At 60.4% G+C, this 25,999-nt stretch carries 14 protein-coding genes and 2 pseudogenes; 7 read left to right on the top strand and 9 right to left on the bottom strand.

Features of this window, described 5'->3' with window-relative positions; all coding sequences use genetic code 11:
* Positions 1 to 21: 21 nt before the first annotated feature.
* A pseudogene (locus MRBLPB4O_RS07255) lies at positions 22 to 2,235 on the bottom strand (DNA internalization-related competence protein ComEC/Rec2).
* Between the two features lie 142 nt (positions 2,236 to 2,377).
* Between MRBLPB4O_RS07255 and MRBLPB4O_RS07250 the strand changes: the two are divergent.
* On the top strand, positions 2,378 to 3,016 hold the full coding sequence (locus MRBLPB4O_RS07250) for a DUF2062 domain-containing protein (protein WP_341797943.1): 639 nt from the start codon (positions 2,378 to 2,380) through the stop codon (positions 3,014 to 3,016).
* Here the strand turns inward: MRBLPB4O_RS07250 and MRBLPB4O_RS07245 are convergent.
* From MRBLPB4O_RS07245 to MRBLPB4O_RS07235, 3 genes are all read right to left on the bottom strand, one after another.
* Positions 2,900 to 3,679 carry an ABC transporter permease gene (locus tag MRBLPB4O_RS07245; RefSeq protein ID WP_016500910.1) on the bottom strand — a complete coding sequence of 260 codons (780 nt, stop codon included), beginning with the start codon at positions 3,677 to 3,679 and terminating at the stop codon, positions 2,900 to 2,902. The genes MRBLPB4O_RS07250 and MRBLPB4O_RS07245 overlap by 117 nt on opposite strands.
* Positions 3,676 to 4,608, bottom strand: a complete 933-nt coding sequence (locus tag MRBLPB4O_RS07240; RefSeq protein ID WP_341797942.1) for an ABC transporter ATP-binding protein — start codon at positions 4,606 to 4,608, stop codon at positions 3,676 to 3,678. The genes MRBLPB4O_RS07245 and MRBLPB4O_RS07240 overlap by 4 nt, the downstream gene beginning before the upstream one ends.
* 131 nt (positions 4,609 to 4,739) lie before the next feature.
* Positions 4,740 to 5,363: a glutathione S-transferase gene (locus tag MRBLPB4O_RS07235; protein ID WP_341797941.1), complete on the bottom strand. Its 624-nt coding sequence runs from the start codon at positions 5,361 to 5,363 to the stop codon at positions 4,740 to 4,742.
* 222 nt (positions 5,364 to 5,585) lie between these two features.
* Here MRBLPB4O_RS07235 and MRBLPB4O_RS07230 point away from each other — a divergent pair, with 222 nt between their 5' ends.
* From MRBLPB4O_RS07230 to MRBLPB4O_RS07205, 6 genes and pseudogenes are all read left to right on the top strand, one after another.
* Positions 5,586 to 8,033, top strand: coding sequence for an acyl-CoA dehydrogenase (locus tag MRBLPB4O_RS07230; protein ID WP_341797940.1), 2,448 nt, complete (start codon positions 5,586 to 5,588; stop codon positions 8,031 to 8,033).
* A 68-nt stretch (positions 8,034 to 8,101) separates the two neighbouring features.
* Positions 8,102 to 8,512 (top strand): PA2817 family protein, encoded by a 411-nt coding sequence (locus MRBLPB4O_RS07225; RefSeq protein WP_010952919.1) that lies wholly within the window; start codon positions 8,102 to 8,104, stop codon positions 8,510 to 8,512.
* A gap of 219 nt (positions 8,513 to 8,731) precedes the next feature.
* A pseudogene (locus MRBLPB4O_RS07220) lies at positions 8,732 to 9,258 on the top strand (fimbrial protein).
* An 80-nt stretch (positions 9,259 to 9,338) separates the two neighbouring features.
* Entirely contained in the window at positions 9,339 to 10,091 is a 753-nt protein-coding gene (locus MRBLPB4O_RS07215; protein WP_341797939.1) for a molecular chaperone, read from the top strand.
* A 33-nt stretch (positions 10,092 to 10,124) separates the two neighbouring features.
* Positions 10,125 to 12,614 (top strand): fimbria/pilus outer membrane usher protein, encoded by a 2,490-nt coding sequence (locus tag MRBLPB4O_RS07210; RefSeq protein ID WP_341797938.1) that lies wholly within the window; start codon positions 10,125 to 10,127, stop codon positions 12,612 to 12,614.
* Between the two features lie 56 nt (positions 12,615 to 12,670).
* Positions 12,671 to 13,765 carry a fimbrial protein gene (locus MRBLPB4O_RS07205; RefSeq protein ID WP_341797937.1) on the top strand — a complete coding sequence of 365 codons (1,095 nt, stop codon included), beginning with the start codon at positions 12,671 to 12,673 and terminating at the stop codon, positions 13,763 to 13,765.
* A gap of 47 nt (positions 13,766 to 13,812) precedes the next feature.
* Here the strand turns inward: MRBLPB4O_RS07205 and MRBLPB4O_RS07200 are convergent, their stop codons facing one another.
* Genes MRBLPB4O_RS07200 through MRBLPB4O_RS07180 form a run of 5 tightly spaced genes read right to left on the bottom strand, consistent with a single transcriptional unit; the run spans position 13,813 to position 25,988 of the window.
* Positions 13,813 to 17,679 (bottom strand): RHS repeat domain-containing protein, encoded by a 3,867-nt coding sequence (locus MRBLPB4O_RS07200; protein ID WP_341797936.1) that lies wholly within the window; start codon positions 17,677 to 17,679, stop codon positions 13,813 to 13,815.
* Between the two features lie 36 nt (positions 17,680 to 17,715).
* Positions 17,716 to 18,216, bottom strand: coding sequence for a hypothetical protein (locus MRBLPB4O_RS07195; protein WP_341797935.1), 501 nt, complete (start codon positions 18,214 to 18,216; stop codon positions 17,716 to 17,718).
* Entirely contained in the window at positions 18,213 to 21,104 is a 2,892-nt protein-coding gene (locus tag MRBLPB4O_RS07190) for a hypothetical protein (protein WP_341797934.1), read from the bottom strand. The genes MRBLPB4O_RS07195 and MRBLPB4O_RS07190 overlap by 4 nt, the downstream gene beginning before the upstream one ends.
* A 4-nt stretch (positions 21,105 to 21,108) precedes the next feature.
* Positions 21,109 to 23,463: a hypothetical protein gene (locus tag MRBLPB4O_RS07185; RefSeq protein ID WP_341797933.1), complete on the bottom strand. Its 2,355-nt coding sequence runs from the start codon at positions 23,461 to 23,463 to the stop codon at positions 21,109 to 21,111.
* A 59-nt stretch (positions 23,464 to 23,522) separates the two neighbouring features.
* Positions 23,523 to 25,988 carry a hypothetical protein gene (locus MRBLPB4O_RS07180; protein ID WP_341797932.1) on the bottom strand — a complete coding sequence of 822 codons (2,466 nt, stop codon included), beginning with the start codon at positions 25,986 to 25,988 and terminating at the stop codon, positions 23,523 to 23,525.
* Between the last annotated feature and the right edge of the window lie 11 nt (positions 25,989 to 25,999).

Below are 25,999 nucleotides of genomic sequence, written 5' to 3'. Positions count from 1 at the left end.
ATGCACCGGCCTGCCTCCCGCTCACTCAGCTCGAACCCGCCAAAACCGCCGCTGCCCCCTCATACCTTCGACTTCGCCATGCTGCCCCACCACCAACCTCAATGCCCCCTCCACCGCCGTGTCATACACCGCCAGCCCATGCCGCTGATAACGCTCCATGACCTGAACATGGGGGTGCCCGAAGCTGTTGTTGCGCCCTCGCGAAATCAATACCCCACGCGGCGCAGTAGCCCGGATGAATGCCTCGGTGGACGAACTGCGGCTGCCATGGTGCGGTGACTGCAACCAGTCGATACGCGGCGTTTCATGGTCCGCCAGCCAGGCCCGTTCGGCAGCAGCTTCCATATCCCCCGCCAGCAGCAAGCGCTCGCCCTGCGCCTCTACCAACAGCACACAGGAACGGTCATTGCTGCTCTGCCCGGCCGCCCAGCGCCACAGCGAAAAGCGCACGCCATCCCAGTCCCATTGTTCGCCACTGGCACAGGGCTGCAATGGCACTTCTTCCAGCGCTTCCCCGCCGATCAGCCGCCTGACCGGCAGACCACGCTGTATGGCCGAGGCACCACCCGCATGGTCGGCATGCGCGTGGCTGATCACCATCGTGTCCAGGCTGCCCACCCCCAGCTTGCGCAACGTCGGTAGCACCACCCGCTCCCCAAGGTCGCTTTCGCCTCTGGCCGGCCCGGCGTCGTACAGCAGGCTGTGATGCCGGGTGCGCAACAGCACCGCCAGCCCTTGGCCAACGTCCAGCTGCCAGACCTCGACCTGCCCGTGGGGCACCGGTTCCCTGGGCACCCACAAAGCCAGCAGCATCACCCCGCCCAACCCGCGCAGCGGCACACCACGGGGCAGCAAAACCAACAGAGCGCCCAGGCTCACCAATAGCCAGGCCCATAATGGCAGGGCCGGCGCCACCCATGCCGGACGCTGCTGCGCCACCAGCGCCAGCAGCCGGAACAGCCCATCCAGCAGGCCACCCGCCAGCCATAGCAACGCCTCCCCTACCCCGCCCAGTGGCAGCAGCAACGTACCCAGCAGTGCCAAAGGCAGCACCGCCACGCTCACCCAAGGCACTGCGACAAGATTGGCCAGCGGCGCACTCAGGCTCACCGGCAAGCCCGTGGCCAGCAACACCGGCAGCAGGCCGATGGCGATCACCCATTGCGCGCGCGTCCAGGCCTGCCAAGGCCGCCAGCCCCCTAGCCGGGCACTGAAGCAATAGACAAGCGTGGCCACCGCCGTAAATGACAGCCAGAACCCAGGCAGCAGCGCTGCCAGTGGTTCGACCAGCAGCACCGCGATCAGCGCCAGCAACAGCGGCAGCGTCGCACCGAGGTGGCGAAAGCGCAGGCGCCAGAGCAACACCACCGCCAGCATCAGGCAGGCGCGCTGCACCGGCACCCCAGCACCGGCCAGCCAGCCGTAGGCCAGCGCCGCCGCCATGGCCAGACCACACGCCCAGGGCAGCCACGGCAACCGAGCGGACCACAGCCCCCAACGCGCCAGCCCGGCGACCAGACCGTACAGCAAGCCGGCCACCAGGCCGATGTGCTGGCCAGAGATCACCAACAGGTGCACCGTGCCGGTGGCTTGCAACGTCTGCCAGTCCTCCCGGGCCAGGCCTGTGCCGTCGCCAAGCACCAGTGCCACCAACGCGGCCTGCCGGCCATTGGCTTCGACCGCCAGCAAACGCTGACGCAGCACATCGCGCCAACCACCGGCTACCGGCGCCAGCAGTTGCCCGGCTTTTACCGTACCGGTGGCACCCACCCGCCGCGCCAGCAGTTGCGCCTCCCGGTCGGGCCCATGTGGGTTGAGCAGCCCGGCGGGGCGCTGCAAGGTCACGGCCAGCCGTCACTGCTCACCGGCCCGCAGCGGCGGCCCGTCGAACCAGCTCAGTTGCAACCGTTGCGGCAGCTCGGCCCGCCGCGAGTGTGCTGCCTCCAGCTCGAAGCGCACGCCTTGCGCCGTTCGGGCTGGCAAGCCGACCACCCGCCCCTCCAGCCACAAGGTGCGGCCGTCCAGGCCGTCAGCCAGGCGATCATCCAGGGCGTGCTGAGCAGACCAGCACGCCCAGCACAGGCCCAGCAGAAAGCAGCCCAACGGCCAAGCGCGGGAAAACAGGCTTAGGACAGCGAAGGCCGCCAGCGCCAGCAGCCATCCGACCGATGGCAATACGGGGAGATAGGCCAGGCACAGCAGCCCGAGCGCGAGCGCAAACATCCCTGTGCGCATGAGGTAGAGCTCCAGAAGGTAAATCACCCCCTGAGGCATAGCTCAATTGCCGGCAAAGCTTGCTCAACAATTGTCACAAACTCTAAACGAGACTGCGCAGGATTAAGGGCATACTGCGCGGATCAACGCTCCGGGAGCCTACATGCCGCGCCGCCTTTTCAAACGCTACATGCCGGACCCGACCAGCATTCGGGAACACAAGTCCTTACGCTTTTTCGGCAAGTTGCTGCACGATCCCAACCTCTGGCACCTGAACCGCCATTCGGTGGCACGGGCCATGGGCGTGGGCCTGTTCGCGGCGTTGATTCCTATCCCCATGCAGATGCTGCTGGCGGCGGCGCTGGCAATCCCGGTACGTGGCAACTTGCCGATCGCGGTCAGCCTGGTGTGGCTGACCAACCCGCTCACCATGCCGCCGGTGTTCTTCGTCACCTACATGACCGGCGCCTGGCTGATGCAGGTGCCGCCGCGCACATTGCCCGACGAACTGACGTTCGACTGGATCACCGACCAGCTTGCCACCGTGTGGCAGCCGTTCCTGCTGGGGTCGGTGGTGTGCGGGGTGGTGCTGGGCATTGCCGCCTACTTCACCACCCTGCTGTACTGGCGCTGGTGGATTGGCCGGCAGTGGCGCCGGCGCAAGCTCAGATGTTCACAACAGGGCTCATGCCCGCATCCCGCGGCCGCTGACCAGCAGGCGGATGCACAATGTGTAGAGCACTGCGGTGGCCACAAGCATGAAGGTGATCGCCGTGCCAATACTGATATCCGACACCCCTAGGATGCCGTAGCGGAACGAGTTCACCATGTGCAGCACCGGGTTGGCCAGCGACACGGTCTGCCAGAATGGCGGCAGCAGGTTGATCGAGTAGAACACCCCGCCCAGGTAGGTCAGCGGCGTCAGCACAAAGGTCGGGATAATCGAGATATCGTCGAAATTGCGCGCAAACACGGCGTTGACGAAGCCCAGCAGCGAGAAGATGGTGGCCGTCAGCAGCACCACGACCACGGTCACGCCCAGGTGGTGCACCTGCAGGTCGGTGAAGAACATCGACAGGATGGTTACGATCACCCCCACCGCCAAACCGCGCAGCACGCCGCCCAGCACATAGCCGACAAGAATGGTGTGCGGCGACACCGGTGACACCATCAGCTCTTCGATCGAACGCTGGAACTTGCTGCCGAAGAAGCTCGACACCACGTTGCCGTAGGAGTTGGTGATCACCGACATCATGATCAGCCCCGGCACGATGTACTGCATGTAGGTGAAGCCACCCATGTCGCCAATCTGTCGGCCGATCAGGTTACCGAAGATGACAAAGTACAAAACCATGGTGATCGCAGGCGGCAGCAACGTCTGCGGCCAGATGCGCAAGAAGCGCCGCACTTCGCGGTAGACGATGGTGTTCAGGGCGACCCAGTTGGTGCGCAGTTCCACACTCATACGGCCACCTTCGACAGGTTTTTTTCCACCAGGGACACGAACAGCTCCTCGAGTCGGTTGGTCTTGTTGCGCAAGCTCTGCACCTCGATGTTCTGCAGCGCCAGCTGGCCAAACAGCGCGGTGATGCCGATGTCCTTCTCCACCTGCACTTCCAGGGTATGCGGGGTCAGCAGCCGGCACGGATAGCCTTGCAGCACCGGCGCGCTGGCCAGGTCCTGCTTGATGTCGAGCACGAAGGTTTCGACATGCAGCTTGCCCAGCAACTGGCGCATGCTGGTGTTCTCGACGATGGTGCCATGGTCGATGATGCCGATGTTACGGCACAGCTGTTCAGCCTCTTCCAGGTAGTGGGTGGTGAGGATGATGGTGATGCCCTTCTGGTTCAGCTCGGTGAGGAAGCTCCACATCGAGCGGCGCAGCTCGATATCCACCCCGGCGGTGGGTTCGTCCAGGATCAGCAGGCGCGGTTCGTGGATCAATGCACGGGCAATCATCAGACGCCGCTTCATGCCGCCGGACAACGAACGCGACTGCACATCACGTTTGTCCCACAGGCCCAGCTGGGTCAGGTACTGCTCGGCGCGCTCCTTGGCCAGCTTGGGCGGAATACCGTAATAGCCGGCCTGGGTCACGACGATGTCGAAGGTTTTCTCGAACTGGTTGAAGTTGAATTCCTGCGGCACCACACCCAGGCAGCGCTTCAGCGCTGAAGGCTCGCGGTCCAGGTCATGGCCGAACACGCTCACCGTGCCGCTGGTCTTGTTCACCAGGGTGGAGAGAATGCCGATGGTGGTGGATTTGCCGGCGCCGTTGGGGCCGAGCAAGGCGAAGAAGTCGCCTTCGGCAACATCGAGGTCGATGCCTTTGAGGGCCTGGAAGCCATTGCCGTAGGTCTTGGTCAGCTGTCGGATGGACAGGGCGAAACTCATAGCGGGTCATTTACCGAAAAAAGGTGCAGGACACGCCAGGTAAAGTCACTGGCGCAGTGAGTGCAGCCATGGTGCAAGGCCAGGCCGCACAAGTACAGTCACATCTATTGATAATGACTATCGAAGCAGGTTCAAGTGAGCGCGGTCATCACCGCGGCCTGGTAGGCCGGGCGTTGTTTCAGGCGTTCATACCAGGCTTGCAGGTTGTACATGGCCGGGCGCTCGATGGGCATTTCGAACCAGGCATAGATGAAGCTACCCAGTGGGATGTCGCCCATGCCGATCCGGTCACCGGACAGGTAGGGCTGTTTGGCCAGGGTTTCATCGGCAATGGCCAGCAGCTGGGCGCACTGCTTGTGCGCGGCGTTGATCGCCACCCAGTCGCGCTGGTCTTCCGGGGTGCGCAACAGGCCCCAGAACAGCGGACGGAACGGTGCGGCGAAGGACGAGGTGGTCCAGTCCATCCATTTGTCGGCCAAGGCGCGCTGGCGCGGGTCCTCCAGGTACCAGCCCTGCTCTGCGCCGTACTCGGCGCACAGGTAGCGGACGATGGTGTTGGACTCCCACAGGGTCAGGTCGCCGTCTTCGAGCATGGGCACCAGCCCGTTGGGGTTGCGGGCGCGGTAGTGCGGCTCGTTGACCACGCCGAAAGCGCCACCGGCGTCGATGGACTCGAAATCAAGGCCCAGTTCCTGGGCAATCCACAGTGCCTTGCGCACATTGCTCGAATTCTTGCGGCCCCAGATCTTCAGCATGGCAACGTCCTTATAAATGCGGAGGTAGTGCAGTCTACTCCAGACCTTCGCCGCCTGTACCGGCCTCTTCGCGGGCACGCCCGCGAAGAGGCCGGTACAGACGAACAAATCAACTGAAACTCCCGCTGCCACACCCTGTCACTGTTCTGAAGCTGCCGTTCACAGCATTGCGTCTAAGCTGTCTGGGACGGCTCAAGCCCTTGGTTCCAAGGAGGACCGATTATGTTGCTGTTGTGGTTGGTAGTGCTGGTGATCGGCGCGGCGTACCTCACGCACCGGCGCCTGGCGCCCTTGCAGATTCTCGGCATCATGGCGGCCTATGTGCTGCTCATGGGCATTTTCAGCAGCGCGCCCGGCTGGCTTCTGGCTGTGATCTGGATCGTACTGGCCTTGAAGATCGCCCTGGTTGCGCTGCCGGAGTGGCGCCGCAAAGTGTTCACCGGCCCGGTATTCAGCTGGTTCCAGCGCACCCTGCCGCCAATGTCGCAAACCGAGCGCGAGGCCATCGATGCCGGCACGGTATGGTGGGACGGCGAACTGTTCAGCGGGCGCCCCGATTGGCGCACATTGCTGGCTTACCCGGCACCGAAGCTGACCGAAGAAGAACAGGCCTTCATCGACGGCCCCACTGAGGACCTGTGTGCCATGGTCAGCGACTGGCAGATCGGCCAGGACCTGGACCTGCCGCCCGAAGCCTGGGACCACATCAAGCAGCATGGTTTCTTCGCGCTGATCATCCCCAAGGAATATGGCGGCAAAGGCTTCTCTGCCTACGCGCATTCGCAGGTGGCGATGAAACTGGCCACCCGCAGTGGTGACCTGGCCTCCACGGTGATGGTGCCCAACTCCCTCGGCCCTGCCGAACTGCTGCTGCACTACGGCACCGACGAACAACGCAACCACTACCTGCCCCGCCTGGCCCGAGGCGAGGAAATCCCCTGCTTCGCCCTGACCGGCCCGCTCGCTGGCTCTGATGCCGGCGCCATGCCCGACACTGGCATCATCTGCATAGGCCAGTGGAATGGCGAAGAAGTGCTGGGCCTGCGCCTGAACTGGGAAAAGCGCTACATCACCCTGGGCCCGGTCGCTACCCTGCTTGGCCTGGCATTCAAGGCCTACGACCCGGACCACCTGCTGGGCGATGAGGAAGAACTGGGCATCAGCCTTGCGCTGATACCCACCGATACCCCCGGGGTGGAAATCGGTAAACGCCACCTGCCACTGGGCGCCGCGTTCATGAATGGCCCCAACAGCGGCAAGGACGTGTTCGTCCCGCTAGATTTCCTCATTGGCGGCCAAGCCATGCTCGGCAAAGGCTGGATGATGCTGATGAACTGCCTGTCGGTGGGCCGCTCCATCTCACTGCCTGCCGTGGGTACAGGGGCTGCCAAGTACACCAGCCTGGTCACCGGCCAGTACGCCAATATCCGTGAGCAGTTCAACGTGCCACTGGCGGCCTTCGAGGGCATCCAGGAATCACTGGCACGCATTGGCGGCAACGCCTGGCTGATGGACAGTGCCCGCCTGCTGACCGCCAAGGCGGTGGACCTGGGCGAAAAGCCCTCGGTGCTGTCGGCGATCCTCAAGTACCACCTGACCGAGCGTGGCCGCGAATGCATCCAGCACGCCATGGACGTGCACGGTGGCAAGGGCATCATCATGGGCCCGAACAACTACCTGGGCCGCAACTGGCAAGGTGCGCCGATCTTCATCACGGTCGAGGGCGCCAACATCCTTTCGCGCAACCTGATGATCTTCGGCCAAGGCGCCATTCGCTGCCATCCGTTCGTGCTCAAGGAAATGGCATTGGCCGGGCGTGAAGACCACGATCAGGCACTCAAGGAATTCGATGACCTGCTAATGAAACACATCCTGTTCGCCGCCGGCAATGCGGCAAGCACCCTGGTCTACGGCCTGGGGCTGGGTCGCTTTGAGCGGGTGCCGGGCGATGCCCTGAGCCAGGGCTACTTCCGTGCCCTTAACCGCCAGGCGGCGGCGTTTGCCATGATGGCCGACCTTTCGATGATGCTGCTGGGTGGGGCGCTCAAGCGCCGCGAGCGCCTCAGCGCTCGACTTGGCGATGTGCTGAGCTACCTGTACCTCGCCAGCGCCGCCCTGAAGCGCTATCACGATCAGGGCTCGCCTGAATACCTGCAGCCGCTGCTGCGCTGGGCCATGGAGGAAAGCCTTGCGCAAACGGAGCGTGCGCTGGACCGCCTGCTCGACAATTTCCCCAACCGCTTCGCCGGCTGCGCGCTGCGGGTACTGGTATTCCCCTTCGGCCGCCGCCATAAGGGCCCCAGTGATGAACTGGATGCCGAGGTGGCCGAGCTGATCGGCCGGCGCAAGGGCGATCCGGCGCTGGAGGAACTGCTGGCCGGCTGCTACCGCCCGCAGGCACAACACGACCCGGTCGCGGATCTGCAACGGGCCAGTGACCTGCTCGAAGACACGGCACAGTTGAGCAAGGCCCTGTACCAAACCGTCAAGGAAGGCAAAGTCCAGCCAGCCCCCGGCCAGTCCGGTATCGACGCCGCCGTCGAGGCAGGCGTGCTGCAACCCGGCGAGGGCCAGCGGCTGCACGAGGCCGAACAGGCTCGGCGTAAGGTGATCGATGTCGATGCCTTCGACAAGGCGCAGTTGCTCGCCGAACCGGGCAAGGTGCGCTGACCCTTCGCGAGAAACGGGGGGGCGGCGTATACTCCGCCCCCGTTTCAGCCATACCGAGGACCCATTCCATGGCCAACCCCTACCTGGAATATCACCTGCAACTGCTCCAGCACCTGCGCACCATTCTGGTGGCGCTGGGTGAAGCAGAGCAGGTGCCAGAAGAAAGCCACGCCCTGTTCCTCGAACGCTTCGACGAACTGCTGACGCTATTGCCGCAGGATCCGCTTGAGAGCCAGTACCTGGGCCAGGACCTGATGTGTCAGGTTATCCAGCGTTACCCGCAGATCGCTCATCTGGTGCCGCGTGACTTGCTGTGGTTCTTCGCTGGCGATTGCCTGCACTTCATGCCAGACGAGGAGCTGGCGCTTTATCAGCAGCTTGAAGAGCGTCGTCACGAGGCCGAGTTGAACGCAGAGCCATTCGACTGGAACCTGGAAAAGCAACTGCTGAGCCAGAGTGGCCCAAGCAGTACCCATTAACCTGATTTCACGTGCCCTGGTAACGCCAGGGCACCTGTGGACGCTTACACCTCAAGATCTTGTAACAAAGCGAAAGATCGCAAAGTTTTCCGGCTTATTCCTACAGCCCGATAAATCTCATGACAAATAGAATCAGCGCCGGGGCGAAAACGGGAAACTGGAAAGACCCAGCCCACCCCCGCACTGAAACTTGACCCATTTACCCAATCAGGTTATGTCATGAAGAAGTCCTTAGTACTATCCCTCGGCCTGCTTACTGGCCTGCATTCGCTTCCGGCTCGATATTCTTTGAAGGCCGCATCACGCCCGAAACGTGCCCTATCGAGATCGTCAATCCCGGTGACGGCAATGTCAGTGACCGCGTCGCCATGGGCGAAATTCCCATGGGGCGATTCCCCGCTGCCAACGTTGAAGTCCGTGGCGCATCTTTTAACATCCGCGTACCCGACAAAACAGTCTGTGGCATCAGCGAAGACAATGCCTTCGTAAAGTTTGACGGTGCCGCTGATGCCAGCGGCGACTATTTCAGCATTGGTACCAGTGTCGGCACGGCAGAAAACATCTCGATTGTGATCAGGGACAGTTCCAAGGCCTCGATCAAACCCGGTGGAACCTCGGTTGATTACCCACTCAACGCGACAGGCCCAACCGACCTCCGGTTCGACGCCTACTACCGTTCCACTGCCAGCACCGTGACGCACGGCCTTGCATCCGCCCAGGTTCGTTACACAGTCGACTATCAATAATTACGCATAAATTCTGTGCAGTCCTTGCACGGTTAAACCATCCAGGCGTAGTTGTGCGTCTGGATGCAGCGAGTTACCCGATGACCAATCCGTCAATATTCACGATACCCGCCCGCGTCGTTGCTTGCGCCTGCCTGACCTTATGGATGCTTACCCTCTCGGTAAGCAGTCATGCCGCCTTGACATTAAACAACACACGCCTCGTTTTCAACGGTGACAAACGCAGTACATCCGTCGTTGTTCGAAACCCATCGAAAAGCATTTATGCCGTGCAGGCCTGGATAAATACGGACGCCGACGACAATACGACCAGCGTACCCTTTGCAACGTCCCCACCGCTGTTCAAAATCAACCCGAACAGTGAACAACTTCTAAAGATAATTGGACTGCCCAATACACTGCCGCACGACCGCGAGTCGCTGTTCTTCTTCAACGTGCAGGAGATTCCGCAAGTCAGCAGCGACACGGGCAATCAACTCAACATCGCCTTGCGCACACGCATCAAACTGTTCTATCGGCCGCCCACACTCAAGGGTACGCCGACCGATCACCTGAGCTCGCTGACATTTTCCTTGAGCGTACGTAACGGGGTGGAGCAGTTGGTGGTCAAGAACCCATCGCCTTTCCACATCACCTTCAACCGCCTGGAGGTGAATGGCCCAGGCCAGCAACACACCTTGAAAAACACCGCCATGCTGGAACCCTTTGGCGAAAAAGCCTACCCGCTGACCGGCATCACTCGCGCCTCCAGCCTGCAGGCCCGTTTTTCCATCGTCAATGACTACGGTGGCTTCACCGAACCGCTGAGCGCGCCTATTCAACTGGCCAACTAGGGCCTGCCTCGCACGCAAACAGGAATCGTCATCATGGTCCTCCCCCCACTACGCTGGCGCACTATGCGCCGCCAGCGCAGCGCACTGCTGTGCCTGCTGGGTAGCTCCACCTTGCTCTCAGTGCCCTATTCCCAGGCAGACTCCGGGTTCCAGAGCGGCTTCCTGCGCCAGGTGCCTGGCCAACCGCAAGCAGCGAGTGCCTGGTCGCTGAGCATGTTGACCAGCGATCAGGGGCTCGCGCCTGGCCGCTACCGGGTAGAGGTACAGGTCAATCTTGAACCTGCCGGCCAGCACGAGCTGGACTTCCAGCCAGGCCCGGACGGCGAGCTGCAGCCTTGCCTGCCAGCCAGGCTGCTTGGCGAATGGGGAATGCGCCTGGACGCACTGGCCAATCCAGAGGATCAGGCGAGTGCCTGCCTGGACTTGCTGGCCGTCGTTCCTGGTGCACAAATCGTCTTCACCCCTGCGGAGCTGCACCTGGCCATCTCGATTCCGCAGATCGCCATGCGCCGGAACACCGCTAACCAGGTCGACCCTTCCCGCTGGGACAGTGGTATCAATGCCGCTTTCATCAACTATCAGGCCTCCACCCTGAATGGCCGCAATCGCTCCTCTGGCCGTTACACCAGCAACGACCTGTACCTGAACAGCGGTATCAACCTGGGCGAATGGCGCCTGCGCAGTACCCAGTCCTGGCGCCAGGACAGCCAGGGCAAAACTGAATGGACCCGGGCACAGACCTACGCACAGCGCGATATACCGGGTACCCTCGCCAATCTGACGATCGGCGAAACCTTCACGGACAGGGACGTGTTCCGTTCGGTGCCGATATCAGGCGTACGCGTGGCCTCGGACATGGGCATGCTGGCCGACAACCAGCGCGGTTATGCCCCGATCATTCGCGGCGTGGCCCAGAGCCGGGCGAAAGTCGAGATCTGGCAGCATGGTTATCCGATCTACTCGACGTACGTCAGCGCCGGCCCCTACGCCATCGACGACCTGAGTACCGCAGGCAGCGGCGAGCTGGAAGTCGTCGTGACCGAGGCCGATGGCCAGGTCCGCCGCTTCATCCAGCCGTACTCGACCATGAGCAATCTGCTGCGCCCAGGCGTATGGCGTTACAGTGCCACGGTCGGGCGCTACAACCCCTCCAGCGCCCTCGAGACCCCTCTGCTCTGGCAAGGCACGCTGGCCGTAGGCTCCTACTGGGACACCACTGTTTACGGCGGCTTGATGGCCAGCGAATTCTACCGCGCGGCCAACCTGGGGTTTAGCAAGGACCTGGGCCACTTGGGTGCAGTGGCCTTCGATGTAACGCAGGCGTCCAGCGCAATCGACAATGCCGATGAGCGCGAGGTGCAGGGTTCCAGTTATGCCCTGAAGTATGCCAAGGCCTTCACCACCCAAACCAACCTGCGCTTTGCCGGATATCGCTATTCGACCCAAGGCTACCGTGACTTCGATGAAGTGGTGCGCCAGCGCAGCCAAGACACTACGTTCAGCGGCAGTCGCCGCAGCCGCCTGGAGGCCTCGGTCCACCAGAGCCTGGGCAGGACCAGCTCGCTGACCCTGACGCTGTCACAACAGGACTACTGGCGCAGCAATGCCACCCAACGGCAATACCAGTTCAACTTCAATACCCATCATCGGGGTGTAGGCTACAACCTGTTCGCCTCACAATCGTTGACCGACCGTTACGGCAGTGATCGTCAGTTCGGCCTGAGCGTGACGATACCCTTGCATTTCGGTCACCGCGCCAATGCGACCTTCGACCTGCAGCACAACGCCAACGGCTACAGCCAGCGCGCCACGCTCAGCGGCAGTGACAGCGCGCTGAGCTACAGCACCAGCCTGAGCCGTGACGAACACGCCCGCAAGACAGCAGCACTGTCACTCGGCCATCAGGCGCCCTATGCCAGCGTGAGTGCTGGCTATACCGAAGCCGACAACTACCGCAGCCTGTCCTTGAATGCCAGTGGTGCGGTGCTGCTGCATGCTGACGGGCTGGAGTTCGGCCGATACCTGGGAGATACCGCGGCCTTGATCGAAGTCCCTGGCGTGGCCAATGTGGGCCTGCAAAACGCAACGGGTACGCGCACCAATTCACGCGGTTATGCACTTTTGCCCTACTTGCAACCGTACCGGACCAATTCGGTCGTCCTGGAAACCGACCGTCTCGATCCTGATGTGGAAATCGACAACGGCATCGCCCAGGTAGTGCCTCGCCAGGGTGCAGTGGTCAAGCACCGCTTCGAGGCACGCCGCGTTTCACGCCTTGTACTGACCCTGCACGATACCCAGGGTCAACCGCTGCCCTTTGGGGCCCGGGTGCTGGCCCAGAACGGTACCCGACTCGGCATGGTCGGGCAGGCGGGCCTGGTAATGCTCACCAACCCCAGCCAGGAGCAACCGCTACAGGTGAGTTGGGGCGACCAGCCCAACGCCGGCTGCCAGGTGCATCTCGATGAACTGGACGCTCCCGTCGTCGACGGCTATCGCCAGCAAACCCTGACCTGTATCTAGCAACCTTCACGCGGTGCCGCCTTACCCACGGCCGTACCGCGTCTTTCAGGACCCCCATGAAAAACATCAACAAGACCCTTTTCAAGGCGCTGCTCGCCACCCTGGCATGGCCGGCTGCAAACGCCATGGCCATGCCGGTAGACCGGACCGGCTGCGAGTTCCAACAGCTGACCAGCGCAAACCTCAAGGTCCATATCCGCGACCTGTACACCCTTTATGTGCCACGCGATGCGCGGATCGGCACAACGATCGGCACCCCTGAGCTGCTCGACGGCACTATCGACCAGAACAACCTTACCCTCCGGTGCCGGACCTACGGCGAGCGGATAAATTTCAACTTCCAGGCCGCCCGCGGGGTACATCCTCCCCTGCCTGCGGTTGATGGACGCTTCCTCGACGCCCCCGTCCTCAGGACCAACATTCCAGGCATCGGAGCGATCGTAGAGTTGCTGTACCCCTTTCTCGGTGGCACCGACCAGTTCATCCCCGACAGCAGGCCACCCAGGGTGCCGTTCACGGCCTATTACGAGCAGACCCAGTTGGGCCCGGCCACGCTATCCACGTTCAGGCACAGGATCACGCTGGTCAAGACCGGCGATCTGCCGCCCGGCGAGCATGAGTTGGATGGCGTACTGGTGACCGGCCATCTGGACTGGGGAGGCTTTGGCAAAGTTCTGGAATACACCCTCAGGGCAAAGGTCATCCAGACCCAGTGCGATGCTTCAGCAGACGTCAGTGCCAACCCGGTGGACCTTGGCGAATGGAGCGTCAACGACTTCACCGGCCCAGGCTTCACCACGCCCCCTGCAGCATTCCAGGTCCGCTTGAACAACTGCAAGGTGGACCCTGACCCGGGTAACGAGGCCCTCGCTACCATCGAACTCGATGGCATCAATGGTTCTCGACCGATTGGCCCTGCGGATGAAAACGTGTTCAGCCTGACCGACGACTCCGCAGCCCGTGGCATAGGTATTCAGATGCTGTACAACGGGGTATCGATGCCCCTGAACAAAGAGATCGACCTGGTACCCCTGACGAGCAGAAAGGTGCCTTTGAATTTTCAGGCTCGCTTCTTCCAGACAGAACCCAACAGCAGCCTGCGCCCGGGCTTGGCCAAGGGTGCCTTGAACTTCACCATTCGCTACCGCTAAATGCGACAAGGCCGGTTCCCATACCGGCCTCGTCGGCCCCGGTGCCCTTAGCCAGGTGTCGTGCCGGACAGAATGTTCTCTGGGTCATAGTTGTAGCGACAGCGTTCACCGTCCGGGGTCTCGACCCTGAGCAAACGGTTGAGCCCGTCATACGTCAGTACCCGCCCCTGCTCATCACTGATCAGGTTGCCATTGTCGTCGTAATGCAACTCTATAGCCAGCTGCGGATCGTATTTGACGATCTTGAACAACTCCTCCAGGTCGTGATCGACGTCATAGGTCTCCAGTAGCGCATCAGGCGGAATGATCCGGCTCATTTGTGCCGGATCGCTATTCTTGAATTCGTACAAGGTCCGCTGCCACGACTCGTCCGGGCTGAAAGTGATCACCGAGAGGATGTTGTCCAGGCCATCGAAGCCGAATATCTGCCTGGCAATGGTTTGACCGGAGGGGTCCACGGGCGCTTCAGGGCCATCACAGGTGTATATCTGCAGCCGCCCGCGCCGGTCGTACAGGTAAGTCTCATGCCGCAACAGCGTGGCCTGGCTTTCGTCGCTGCCCTTCGGGCGCTCTTTCAGAGTGCGGAACTTCAAACAATCGAACTCATCATAGTCCTGTGCCAACGTTTGCACGGTGTCACCAAAATCGAAGGTCCGCAGGATCTCCCTGTCGAATTCATCGTACTCGAGCAGAATTGCCAAAGCATTCCCGGTGCTGGCATCGGTGGTGGTAATGGACTCCATGCGTCCTTGGGGGTCATACCCGAACGTCGACTCCAGCAGCAGTTGCCCGGCAGGCGCACGCTGCAGCCGGTAGCGAGTCCTTTTGGGCTCAGGCGCGTGCAGCGTGGTTTTTTCCAGGCGCCCGACATCGTCGAAATCATAGAGCTGTGTCTGCCCCAGCACATCCACATAGGCACGCAAGCGACTGCGAAAACTGTAGTCGTAGGCCATGCTGAACACTTCACCATCCACCGTACGCGACTCGTGCTTGACCTCACCGTTGCTCAGGAAATGGCTACGGTCCAATGTGTAACCGGAATTCTCGTCATCCCCAGGCTCTTCGCAATGGGTAAGCCTGGCATTTTTCTCGTCATACGTGTATTTCGCTTCCTTGCCGGATAGGACCCGAAGGACGGGCTCTTCACCCAACTCTGGCCGGTAATGGTACTCGATCCGGGTACCATCCGGCGCCTCCACCCAGTGCGGTTGCCGCTCACCTGGGTCATATTCGAATTTCTGCTCTCGCCCTCCGGTGATGGCCACGGTTCGCCGCTCAAGGCCATCGAACACCTGTTCGCCCAACAACACGGCGGCGTTTTCGGTGTTACCCACCTTGATGCTGACCGGCAGGTCATTGCGACTGTGCCCGGCATAGGTGCGATAGACCGTGTTGACTCGATCTGCCAGCCGTTCCTCGCGGACACGGTCGAAAGCGTCGTAACGATACTCAACCACACGCTGGCCTGTACCGCTTCCTTGAGCTTCCCTGCTCAGCCGGCCAAGCCCATCGTAGTCATTGACCTGCAAGCTGATACTGGTGCTTCCATCCAGGGCAAATCGCTCGATCCGCACCGGCTTCTCGAACAGGTTGTACCACGTCTCGTTGATGCCGCTGACCCGTGAGTGCTCCACCTCTCGCCAGGCGCGATGCACCGGACCGTCCTTGCTCGCCACCTGGTCGATCTCCTCGACTTGAGTCGTGCCATCCGGATTCAGGACAGCGTACCTCTGGCCCCAGTCGTCGTAACTGATGTGGCTGGTCAATTCCAGCAACCCATCACCCAGCCAGTCGATTTCGGTTTCCTCGACCAGCTGGTCCAGTTCGTCGTAACGTGCGCGGTAGATAGGCCGCAAAGCACCAGCATACGTCGCGCTGTCCTTGTCTGCGCGCTCTTCGAAGATGGGTCGGCTGAGCCCGTCGAGCAGCGTGTGCGTCTCGACTTGCTTCACGTCATAGGCCCATTGCTGGGCCTGCTCGTTGTCGTATGCGCAGAGGAAGTACTTGTAATTGCGTTCCGCTTCGAAAATCTTGCCTGGCGCCACGACCTCGCGCGTTACCCGACGCAAAGCGTCGTAGTAGTATCGGATTTCGACACCGTTGTCGTCGAGGTTGAGCAGCGGCTCGCCCGTTTCCAGGGAATGTCGCAAGGTGATGGTCTTGGACTCACCGTCAACACCCACCAGCTTTTCCACCGTCTGCAGTGCACGCTCATCGTCCGGCAGGGAGTAGCCATAATGGGTCAGGGTGTCGAACGGGCTGCCCCCATCGACACCGGGGTAACTGACGGTTTGCTGCCTGACTCGCCCATAGCTGAAGCGCTCGGCCGATTCCTCCCGGTAAAGCTTGCTGATTTTTTCCAGGAACGTATCAGGCGCGCTACCTGATTCGCTCAGGGTCTCGCTTTCCAGCAAGCGCCAGGGCTGCTTCAGGTAGCTACCCAGCGGGGTCAGCGCCCGGTACTGGTACGCCTGGGTCAAGGTGGCCGCCGCCCCGTGTCCTGTCGCTGCGGGTTGCACGGTCCGGGTCTTCAGGTTGCGCACGAAACCGTGCTCATCACCCTCCTCCTCAGCCGAGTACCAGACATTGGTTTCCAGTACCTGATTCGGCAAAAGGCGAGTCAACACGTTGCCGTGGCTATCATAGCGGGTGACTCGCTGCTCTTCTCGCTGCCGGGAGGAGTTGCTGATCAGCGACCAACGCTGGGTCTCGTCATGGGGCAGCTGGAAATAAGGCTCCTGGCTCTCGAATTTGCCAGCCTTGTCAGCGTAACGGGTGAAGGCTTGCAACAGCTTGTCACCCTGAGCGGTGGCTTGCTCGGTGAGCAAATGGAAGCGGTTGAATGTACGCGTGATCGTACGCACAGGCTGCCTGAGCACTTCCTGTATCTGTAGCGACTGGTAGGTATAGTCCTCCGGCACCTCATAGAGATTGTCCAGGCCCTCGTCAGACCACGGGATGCTGCTGCCACCGCCGATGAAGTTGTGCGTGCCGGGGTATTCATACCGCACCACTTTCGCCGCCTGACAAAAGCGTGGATCGATTTCATGGCGGGTAACCCTGGGCAGATTTTTGTCACGTGCTGCGCTGCTTGGGAACTCATGCCCGGCGTCCTCGTAGAACACGCGCTCCACCCCACCATAGGGTGTTGTGCACTCAAGTACGCACAAGTACCCCAATACGTAGTCATAAGTGAAGCGCCAGCGGGCCTGATTGGCCGTGGGCAGGATGATCTCACTGACCCGGTTGTCGCTTTCGCGCAACGTCATCGCATACCGGGCCAGCGGGCCACCATCATCACCACCGGAAGGGTAGCAAAGCAGTTCGACACGGCTGTTGTCGCTGCGTAGCAGCCTCAGCAGCACGTCACTTTCATCCTGGACCTCGTCCAAACGCATGTGACCCTCGCCGAAGGGCAGGTAACTCAGGTGCAACATGTCCCCCAGCGGTGAATGCAGCTCCACGGGCAAGGCGACCTCGCCATCTTCCGAGCCCATCACTTCCAGTACCTCGACCAACCCTGAACGGTGCTCCACGCGATAACGTGCGGCACCACCGGGCCCAGGGGGATCCTCATACAGATCGAACTGCCGCAGCTTCTGTTCTTTCATTTCCAGCCGCCCGGTAACCGATGACTTACCGGTGATCCTGTACGTTTCACCACTGCTCAGCGTCACGATGTGCTTGCGTACTTGTGTCAGTTGCAGGTTCCAGCCCTTGCCGAATCCAGAGTCCTCGCCATTCAAAGGGCTATAGAACAACGTCAGTTCGAAACCCGGGCCTTGCAAATCATTACCTTGCAATTCGGGCAGCCTGATCGACACGGTGTATTGCCCGGTGCGAGGATCAACGCCGTTTTCAATATAGGAAGAAAAGTTAAAAGCGTTGGAATGCACTGAAGTGGATGTGCTCATTAGTTAGCTCCATCAAAGAATCTAGACTATTGATGATTACGGATATTCGGGCCCCGGCAACCAAATGCGCACACAAGATAACTTGCCATGGATATTGCCATGATTATAAATATGTTGATCTAGCTCCAATCCCGCCGTCACCACGTCACCTTCAGCATGCGCCTTGAGCTCTTCGATACTCATCCAACCCGTGGTAGTCGGTTGCTTTATTGTTAAAACGCGAAACCTCCAGTCATCCAAATCGCGGCAGTTTGCTTCGGAGTTAAACATCACCGTTGCCGTTGAGGGTACATTATTGAATTTGAAGTAGGAAGCCGAATCATTTTTACAGGTGGTGTCCGACATTACGATGTTTTTGAATCCACCACCCTCTTTCCCCGAGACCGTACATTGCTTGCCACTGGGTAGCCCTGACGGATCCATATTCTCGGCGAACTGAATCGTACCTGGACGAACTGGCTCAGTCGCTGCCTGGCCCACACTGTGGAAGCCGAAAAACATACCGATTACAAGGGGTGCCATGCAATAACGTTTCATACGTGTTCTCCTTCTTGGTAATTACTAAGCCGGACAATCGAAGTTTGTCTGCCCGTCGGTCGCCAAGGGACCGTGTGGACAAGAATATTACGATCACCGATGGTGTCAGCGGGCAGGTAATCGATCTGGACAATATGCAAATTCGCGTGAGCGTCGCGCAACTGAACAAATAACGGTTTACTCAGCTTCTCAAAGACAGCCTTATTATTGGTCGCCTCACCATAGGACAGGTCCCGCCGACGGAAATTGACAATTGCCAAAAGACCGGCCTGGTACACCGAGCTGACTTCACGTTCGACGCCATCGATCAAAGGCTTCGAATCGGGGTCAAAGGAAACAAACTTCGGCAGCGGCTCGTTGTAGCCCTGAAAAACATACCCTGTGTAACTGCGATAGTTCTCTCCAGGAAAAGAACTTTCCCAGCGTACCATCGAGGTATTCACATCCCTGTCGTTATCACTTTCCCTGGCCTTGACGAATTCGGCCGTATAGAAGGTCCCGTGGTTGTAGCTCAACATCCAGTAATCGTCGGTCTCCGGGTGCAGGTCGAAATCTTCGTGCTCCGGTTCTGTCGAGCCCGAGTTACCACCGCCACCCGCCGCCCGTATGCGGGTAAATGTGTAGTCTGTGGATTTGTAGGCGTCCGGCGTGTGTACCTTGACCTCGATTTCGGCATTCTGATGACGGGTGTCGTTCGAGTAGTGCCATATCCCGCTCCTTGCCTGGAAACCGGCGTAAAAAACTTCCGACGAAGAGGTTCCGCGGCGGTGCAAGAACAGCTGCAGGCGGATGGTTCGGTCCTCCACGCCTTGTGGCGCTGCGGGCTGCGGCCCCTGCCCTTCAGTCGCCATCAGACTTTCATTGGCGAGGATAAAATCATTCCGCTCCAGGTGTGTGCGCCAGACATTGCCAGAGCCCGAGCCTATCCCGTCCTCGCACAGAAAAGGAATCTTCTGCCCCGACCTGTCGAACAGCGAGATGGAGGCTATCTCGTCCAGATTCAGTTTGTAGTCCTTGCCATCCGCCTGCATGGTTTCGATGGTGACCTCGAGTTCCAGTTGCTGGTAACCATTGGAACCCACGGTGCCGGTCACACCGTCAGGGCTCTTGCCGACCGTGAGGGCAAAGCGCTGCAGATCCACCCAGCCGCTGATGGCTTTGACCGCGGTCTCTTTCACCACGCTGTAGCCCGCCGCGAACACGACACCGTTGCGCACCACTTCACAGGTCACTACGTTGGGTTGCGAAACAGCAAGCTCAGAAGCCCGGAAATGGCCCGATGGCGAGACGCTGCCCGGCCCTGCCAGCATCCGCCAACGCCGCGCTTCGTTGGGCATGATACGGTTCACCTCGCTCAGCTGGGTGGCCTCACCGTGGCCGAGCCTGGGTACGAAAGGTGGGTCAACCGAAACCAGTGGCTGGTTGTTCACCAGGACAAGCGCGTTGTAGCCCTTTGCCGTTGAACTGGCTTGCAATCGTTGCACGCCCAGAATCCGCCGGCTGGCTTGCTGATCAGGCACAAAGCGCGAGCGCCCATTGCCCAGGCTGGCTATCTGGCCCAGCGGCTGCCCGAGCATTTCAAAGCTGACGTTGCCTTTACCTGCATTCCACAGATCGATCCCGTTCGCACTCTCTTGCGGGCGATATGCGCCGAAGGCAGGCATCGCCAGCACTGGCTCGGAAATCACCAGTGCGCGGGCGGCGGCATGGTAAGTGTCCTCACCCTGCTTGTATTCAGCTTTGATGATGAATGTCTGCACTTCCTGTCCGATCACTTCCGGTGAAGGGGCCGTGAAAAGGCCATCTCCATCGATCGAACCATGCCCTGCGTCATCATGGCTTTGCGGGTTGATCACCGACCAGGCGCTGGCAGTGATCACCTGATCCTTGCCGTCGTACAGCCGAAACTGCTGCGTCTTGCCGGCCGTCACCACGGTGTCCATGGTCGGTTTCACCGTCAGTTGCGTGCGCAACGGGTCGATATTGCCGAACATGACGCGGTCCAACGGCGTACTGTCCACTTTCTTGACAAAGGCATTGAGCTCAGGGAACAGCAGTCGGGCGAGTAGCTCCAGGCCGTCGTCGGAGGCATGGCCAAGCATGTCCTTGTTCAGCACCAGCGTTGCCGAGTAATCGCCGTCGGGCAACAGATACGGGTAGCTTGTGCCTGGCGGCTGACCATCGATCAGGCTATCGCGCAGGCGGATGAACACCAGCACTGCGCCATCGCCGTAGTTGACGCCATCGCGTACTCGCGCACCAGGTGCCGCCTGGGTGCGCAGGATGAAGCCTGTAGGTGTCAGCGGGCCATAACCAGAAAAGTCCACGGTGCCCAGCTGGAACCTGGCGCAACGGCCAGGCATCTCGCCCATCCAGGCTTGCAGTGCGTCGATCAGCTGCTGAGCGAGGTCGGGTTTATCCTCGAACAGGTTGCTGGTGAACCGCCCCCCCTTGGCAAGGTTGAGCGCAACGAGGCCGTACGGGTGAACCTCACCGCGCACGGTCTCCAGGTCGACCTCCATCTGCAGCCAGTACCCCGACGCCTCGGTGATCTCGACGCTGCTGACCAACTTGCCACTGTTGTTCACCGTACCTTTGATGATGTTCATGGTCAGGGTTGCTTTGGCATCGCTCGTCGACGCATTGCTGAACGACAGCAAGGGCGTACCGAACTCCAGCGACTTAACGCTCACGGCCTCCTTCACCCCCACGCCTGCGAACGTGTGACTGAAAGGCGGGAGGTAGCGGTTTTCCTTGAAGCGCGTCAGGTATTGCTGCTCCAGCAAGCGGTTGAGCCGGTCACGGCTATAGACAGCAACCGCCCCCCAGCCTAGCGTTACTGAGCCCTTTTTCATGTGCTCGAGCAGTTCTTCCAGTGAATTGGACATGGTCTCAGCCTCCAATGGATGGTGATGTGGCCACACGCAGGCCTGTCGGGCTGGCAGCGCGCCGTGCGGCGTCGAAGTGCAAGGAAAGGGGCAGCGGCAGAATGAGGTGGCCTTCGAGGATGAAGACAGAACCTGGAATCGCCCATTTGGCGGTAATCAGCGCGAAACGCGCATCGGCGTCGGCAGATGCAGGGGAATAGCGGCCAGTGGCCTCATCGATCTCCCCAGTCCCTGCAATTGGCAATGCCCACTGGGTGTCTGGCCGGCCTACCCCATCGAAAATACCTGTCAACTGCAGGTCGCCATCGGGCAACTGCTCGACGTCGATCACCAGTTCAGGCCGCCGCTGGCGTACCAGCACATAAATTGAACGCGACTCGCTGTTCTCCCGGTTCTGTACCCTGACCTGATCGAGCACGTAGGCCACGTTGGCATCCACCTTACTGCCTGCGGTATAGGTGCAACGCCTGCCATCGCCCTCAGCGACGACCGAGCCCCGTCCTTCTTCGCCATCATCGACCACAGACCAGTCAAGGTCTCCGGTCAGCGCCCCCGCCGTGAGGGTCAGTTTGTCGTCGAAGTAGCAGACCCGGATCAGTGGATTGACCGTCAATGTCGCGGGCGCCACAGAGGCCATGCTGATGGCCTGCTTGTTGGTACCCGGGTCGGTGGCGATGATCCGGACCCGCACGGGTTCCCCCGCCATGGCGTGCGCAGGCGGTGCCCGGTATTCACCGCTGGCGGGGTCGATGCGCCCCAGATCACCGACGGTGCCTGGCAAAGCCTCCAGGGACCATGTCAGCCCTTCACGCGGCGGTTCAACGCTGAACGTATGCCGCTGCCCGGGTGCCAGCGTCACGGGGCGATCGACGATGCGCATGCCGGCCGTGCCATAGCCGCTGTCGAACACGGCCATTCCATCGGGTAACTGGAAGTCGAACGGTACAAGGCGCTTGCCATCTGCCAGCGACAGACCGGCCATCACCTGTTCCGGGATCATCGCGGTCAACTCCCTGGCCAGCCCTTCAAGTACCGCCTGCTTGACCAGGAAGGCGACAAACGCATAAATCTCCTCTCGCAGGGCCGATGGCGTGTCGCTGGGCAGGCCACTGACTTCCGTCACTTCGGCCGCCTGCCACGGCCACAAAACCTGCCCTAGCAACATACAACCAGCGCTTTCCTCAGGTGATGCAGGTGCATTCAGGGTGAACACCGTTTGCAGGTCGAACTGGAACGTTGCGGTTCGGCTGTACAGGGGACCTGTTGGCTTGGGCTTGTAGGTGAAGGTCAGCGTGCAATGGGACTTCCATTGCTGGCGGACCTCATCGTGTTCGAAGGTGACACTCAGAAGGGGCTGAAAATCCGCCAGGGCAGCCCGCGCCTGATCGCTGGCCGGGGCCCCTGCGTCCACGGCAATTTTGAAACCCTCGCAGGCAAACTGATAATTGTCGCTCTCGTAAGTGCTGGGGTACACCTCCAACAGGCCGGCCGTGGCATTCAGCCGCTGCAAGTTATTGTCTTCATCGAACTGGGCCTCGAACGCGCCCCCCTCGAGCATCTGCGCCAGGCCTGTGGCGTAAGCCGCACGGTGCAGGAAGCGCGCCGTCAGCAACAATGTGCTGTCGACCGGTTGCGCAAGATCATCGGGTAGCAGGAACGGGTAATCGGACTGCTCAGCGGGCAGGTTGCCCACAGAGCCATTGTTGATACCCGCAAATATCACCAGTGCGGACTTGCCGTCGGCTTTGCTGACGTGGGTGCGTACTTCACTGTGCCGAACCGCCAGGTAGGGGTTGCCAGACAGCGCCTTAAAGTCCGCCAAGGGATAGACCTGCCGGGCGCTGCCCAACCCGCTGAGCACCTCCTTGAAGAATCGCCCGGCGGCCTGCCGCTGTGGCAAACCACCGCCCAGGTCCAGCTCGGTGTCCGTGCCTTCACGCAGGTCGGCGCTCACGCCCTGGGCATCGGCGCTCAGCGGCACTGTCTGAGTAACCGGCAACGGGTCGAGGAGGTCATGAACCGACAGGCTGAGCAACCCGTCGGTCTTGTCCATGACCAGGTGGCTGCCACCTTCCAATGCCAGGCTTTGCCGGACCTTGGGCGACGTGTAGTTCGCTTGCATATCCACCAGTGCGGGCGGCCCCATGCGGTAGCCCGTCAGGATGTGGGTGACATCGGAATCGGGCATGGCGATCTCACCTTCGATATCGCCCAAGGCACTGTCTGGTTGGCTGCAATGTGCCAACGCGAGCAGGTCGTTGATGGCCTCGGGACGCGTGGCGAACGTCAGGTCCCAGTTCAGGTGTTTGTGGTTATGCTTCATCCAGGCCGTGATGACCGAGAGGTAATTGGTAGGCATGATGTGGCCCCGCTCAACTGGAGTGCTGAAAGGTATGGGTTTAGGTGAACGCCGGTTGACTACCTGCGCGTTGCCCTTTGCGCTGCCTGCTCAAGGGCCTGATAGGCTTGGCTGTGCTGCCCCAGCGGCAGCGGCAGCACGATGAAGCCCTGGAGCGTGATGGGTAATTCGGGGGAGGGCCTCCAGACCGCGTCAACCACGCAGAAATGTGCGGGGCTCGCGGCGTCGGCCTGGTAGTAAGGCTTGCCGTCTTCATCGATATCGATCTGCCCCGGGCCATGCACCACCGTCAACTGGTCGACACCTGACACCCCGCTGAAATGGATCGACAGCCACACCCTGGCGTGTTGTTCATCGCGCTTTTCCACCACCACATCAGAGGGACGTTTCAGGGTCATCTGGGTAACGATGCACAGCGTCCGGTGCTCATCGGTCAAGCTGTTACGGACCTCGACTTCTTCGACGATGAATGACTTGTCGGGCAGGTTCTCGCCGGGGATATAGCGATTGGCCGTGCCCGATTCCTGCGCCAGCCTGCCATGGGGTGAAGCGCCGAGGATGCGCCATTGCAGCGGTCCTTCAACGACACTGTCCGCCTTGAGGCTGACGCCCTCATCGCCCACCTGGCAGACCGACAGCAATGGGCTGACCTGCAGCGCGTTCTTGACCACGGTGAGCAGGGCCGAACTGGCAACGCTTGAGCCTGGAACAGTGGCAGTGACACGCACCCGGGTAAATTCACCTTCGATGCCCGTGGCCCCGGGCGCCAGATACAGGCCATGGGTGTGTTGGTCGAAATGGCCGGGGTCATCCGAGGAGCCCTCTACCGACTCGGCCGACCAGGTTACGTTGGCTTGCGCCGGGACGGTGGCAAGCTGCAACGGGCTGCCGTGGGTCACGATTTTTTCCAGGGGGGTGACGGCGAACGTGGTCCGCTGTGGAGCGACGCTGCCAAAACAGGCAATGTCGCGGGGCATGTGCCGCTCGCCTGCGACTATCGCGTCACCAAAGTTCAGTTTGATGGTCTTATCGATTAATTCCTCCATGTACAGGTCTGAACGAAGGTCCTTGGCGAGTGCGGCTCTTGCTGCGGCAAGGGGGCCGCGATCGCTCATCAGCGAGACAAATGAAACATTCGGCGCTGCAACTCCCCACAGTACATGGAAAAGGCTCAACGCCCTGATCTGATCTTCGTAGGGGTCACCTTCAAATTTAAACGAACCGTCCTCTTTGGGGTATATAGAGTGCTTATACTCTTCAAGTTTCAACGTAGCGCCTTGCAGGTCTTGCATCTGCCAACTGGCTGTTATTTCCACATTGATTTCAGCATGCCAGAGCCCCACGCACGCGTACCCCCACGTCCAGGAATGCGGCGTGGCGACGATTTCTTCATATCGGGTAAAATCCGCAGTGGCTGTATGAACGGTGACCAGCTCCATGGACACACGCTCCCCTGACACACGAAACTTCAGCACATCCTTGAGCGGCAGCTCATCGGTAATTAAATCGATGTACGCCCGGCAATCAACACTACCGCGCCAGTTTGCCTCATGGTAAGGCTCAACACGACTTTCTGTCTCTGAGGGTATTACACCTGCAATGGCAGTCGCTGTCAGATCACCGTTTTCTGCACGTTCGAGTTTAAATTCAACATTTTTGAAAAACTCCAAAGGCAGTTTGCTTAACACGGTAGCCAACGCCACCCAGGTTTTATCAAGCAGTACCGTCGCCGAGTAATCACCGTTGTCATCGGGAATCAAGTAACGGTATTCCGGGCCAGGCATATTCTGCGGCCCGTTACTGGGCCCCATGGCGACCAGCCCCACGAGTGCACCATCCATGTCAGCGGCGTCATCGCTTTCCATCGGGGCCAGGGCGACCGAGGGGTTACGCTGGGTACGCAGGATGAACGACTCGGGCCGCATCAGGTCATTTTCGCCATGTTCGATGCTGCCGAATGACCAGACACGTTGATGGTCCGGCAACCCGCGAAACAACTCCTTGAAGAAGTCCCCCCCTAGCTCGCGAACGCGCCTGGAATCCGAGAAGGTCACCACAAAGTCATCACTTTTGTGCAAGTCCAGCGTCAATGCGCCGTTGTCAGCGACATAGCCAGGCACGTCGGACAGTTCCAGTCGCAGGCGCAGCTCTGGCCCGACCAGAGGTTCTATCCGATCGATCCGCTGTGGGTACCAATGGGCCCCCGCCTGCTTCAGCCCTACCTGGTTGCCGCCGAGTATTTTCATACGCAGGCTGGCACGCGAACCGGTGATATCGGCATTATCGAATGACAATCGCGGGTGATCCAGAACAAAGTTCTGCATATAAACCTTGTAACCATTGTCCGGCGCCGTCTCACCGCTGACAGGGTCCAGGTAAGAGCTGGTCTTGAAGCGCCGTATATATTCCTGGGTCAACAAAGTGTCCGCCTTGTCCTTCTGGATAGCGAAAATCGTATTCCACCCCAACATCCGGTAGTCAGACTGCAACCACTCCAGCAAATCCTGTTTCGAATTGCTCGACATACATCACCTCA

The sequence above is a fragment of the Pseudomonas sp. LPB4.O genome (assembly GCF_038383825.1).
GTDB classification, from domain to species: Bacteria; Pseudomonadota; Gammaproteobacteria; order Pseudomonadales; family Pseudomonadaceae; genus Aquipseudomonas; species Aquipseudomonas putida.
Note: the sequence above shows the minus strand (reverse complement) of the source record. Positions and strands in the feature narration are given on the sequence as shown.

Excerpts from the sequence above, each read along its gene's own strand:
- MRBLPB4O_RS07250 (WP_341797943.1), top strand. The coding sequence starts at position 2,378 with ATGCCGCGCCGCCTTTTCAAACGCTACATGCCGGACCCGACCAGCATT.
- MRBLPB4O_RS07245 (WP_016500910.1), bottom strand. The coding sequence starts at position 3,679 with ATGAGTGTGGAACTGCGCACCAACTGGGTCGCCCTGAACACCATCGTC.
- MRBLPB4O_RS07240 (WP_341797942.1), bottom strand. The coding sequence starts at position 4,608 with ATGAGTTTCGCCCTGTCCATCCGACAGCTGACCAAGACCTACGGCAAT.
- MRBLPB4O_RS07235 (WP_341797941.1), bottom strand. The coding sequence starts at position 5,363 with ATGCTGAAGATCTGGGGCCGCAAGAATTCGAGCAATGTGCGCAAGGCA.
- MRBLPB4O_RS07230 (WP_341797940.1), top strand. The coding sequence starts at position 5,586 with ATGTTGCTGTTGTGGTTGGTAGTGCTGGTGATCGGCGCGGCGTACCTC.
- MRBLPB4O_RS07225 (WP_010952919.1), top strand. The coding sequence starts at position 8,102 with ATGGCCAACCCCTACCTGGAATATCACCTGCAACTGCTCCAGCACCTG.
- MRBLPB4O_RS07215 (WP_341797939.1), top strand. The coding sequence starts at position 9,339 with ATGACCAATCCGTCAATATTCACGATACCCGCCCGCGTCGTTGCTTGC.
- MRBLPB4O_RS07210 (WP_341797938.1), top strand. The coding sequence starts at position 10,125 with ATGGTCCTCCCCCCACTACGCTGGCGCACTATGCGCCGCCAGCGCAGC.
- MRBLPB4O_RS07205 (WP_341797937.1), top strand. The coding sequence starts at position 12,671 with ATGAAAAACATCAACAAGACCCTTTTCAAGGCGCTGCTCGCCACCCTG.
- MRBLPB4O_RS07200 (WP_341797936.1), bottom strand. The coding sequence starts at position 17,679 with ATGAGCACATCCACTTCAGTGCATTCCAACGCTTTTAACTTTTCTTCC.
- MRBLPB4O_RS07195 (WP_341797935.1), bottom strand. The coding sequence starts at position 18,216 with ATGAAACGTTATTGCATGGCACCCCTTGTAATCGGTATGTTTTTCGGC.
- MRBLPB4O_RS07190 (WP_341797934.1), bottom strand. The coding sequence starts at position 21,104 with ATGTCCAATTCACTGGAAGAACTGCTCGAGCACATGAAAAAGGGCTCA.
- MRBLPB4O_RS07185 (WP_341797933.1), bottom strand. The coding sequence starts at position 23,463 with ATGCCTACCAATTACCTCTCGGTCATCACGGCCTGGATGAAGCATAAC.
- MRBLPB4O_RS07180 (WP_341797932.1), bottom strand. The coding sequence starts at position 25,988 with ATGTCGAGCAATTCGAAACAGGATTTGCTGGAGTGGTTGCAGTCTGAC.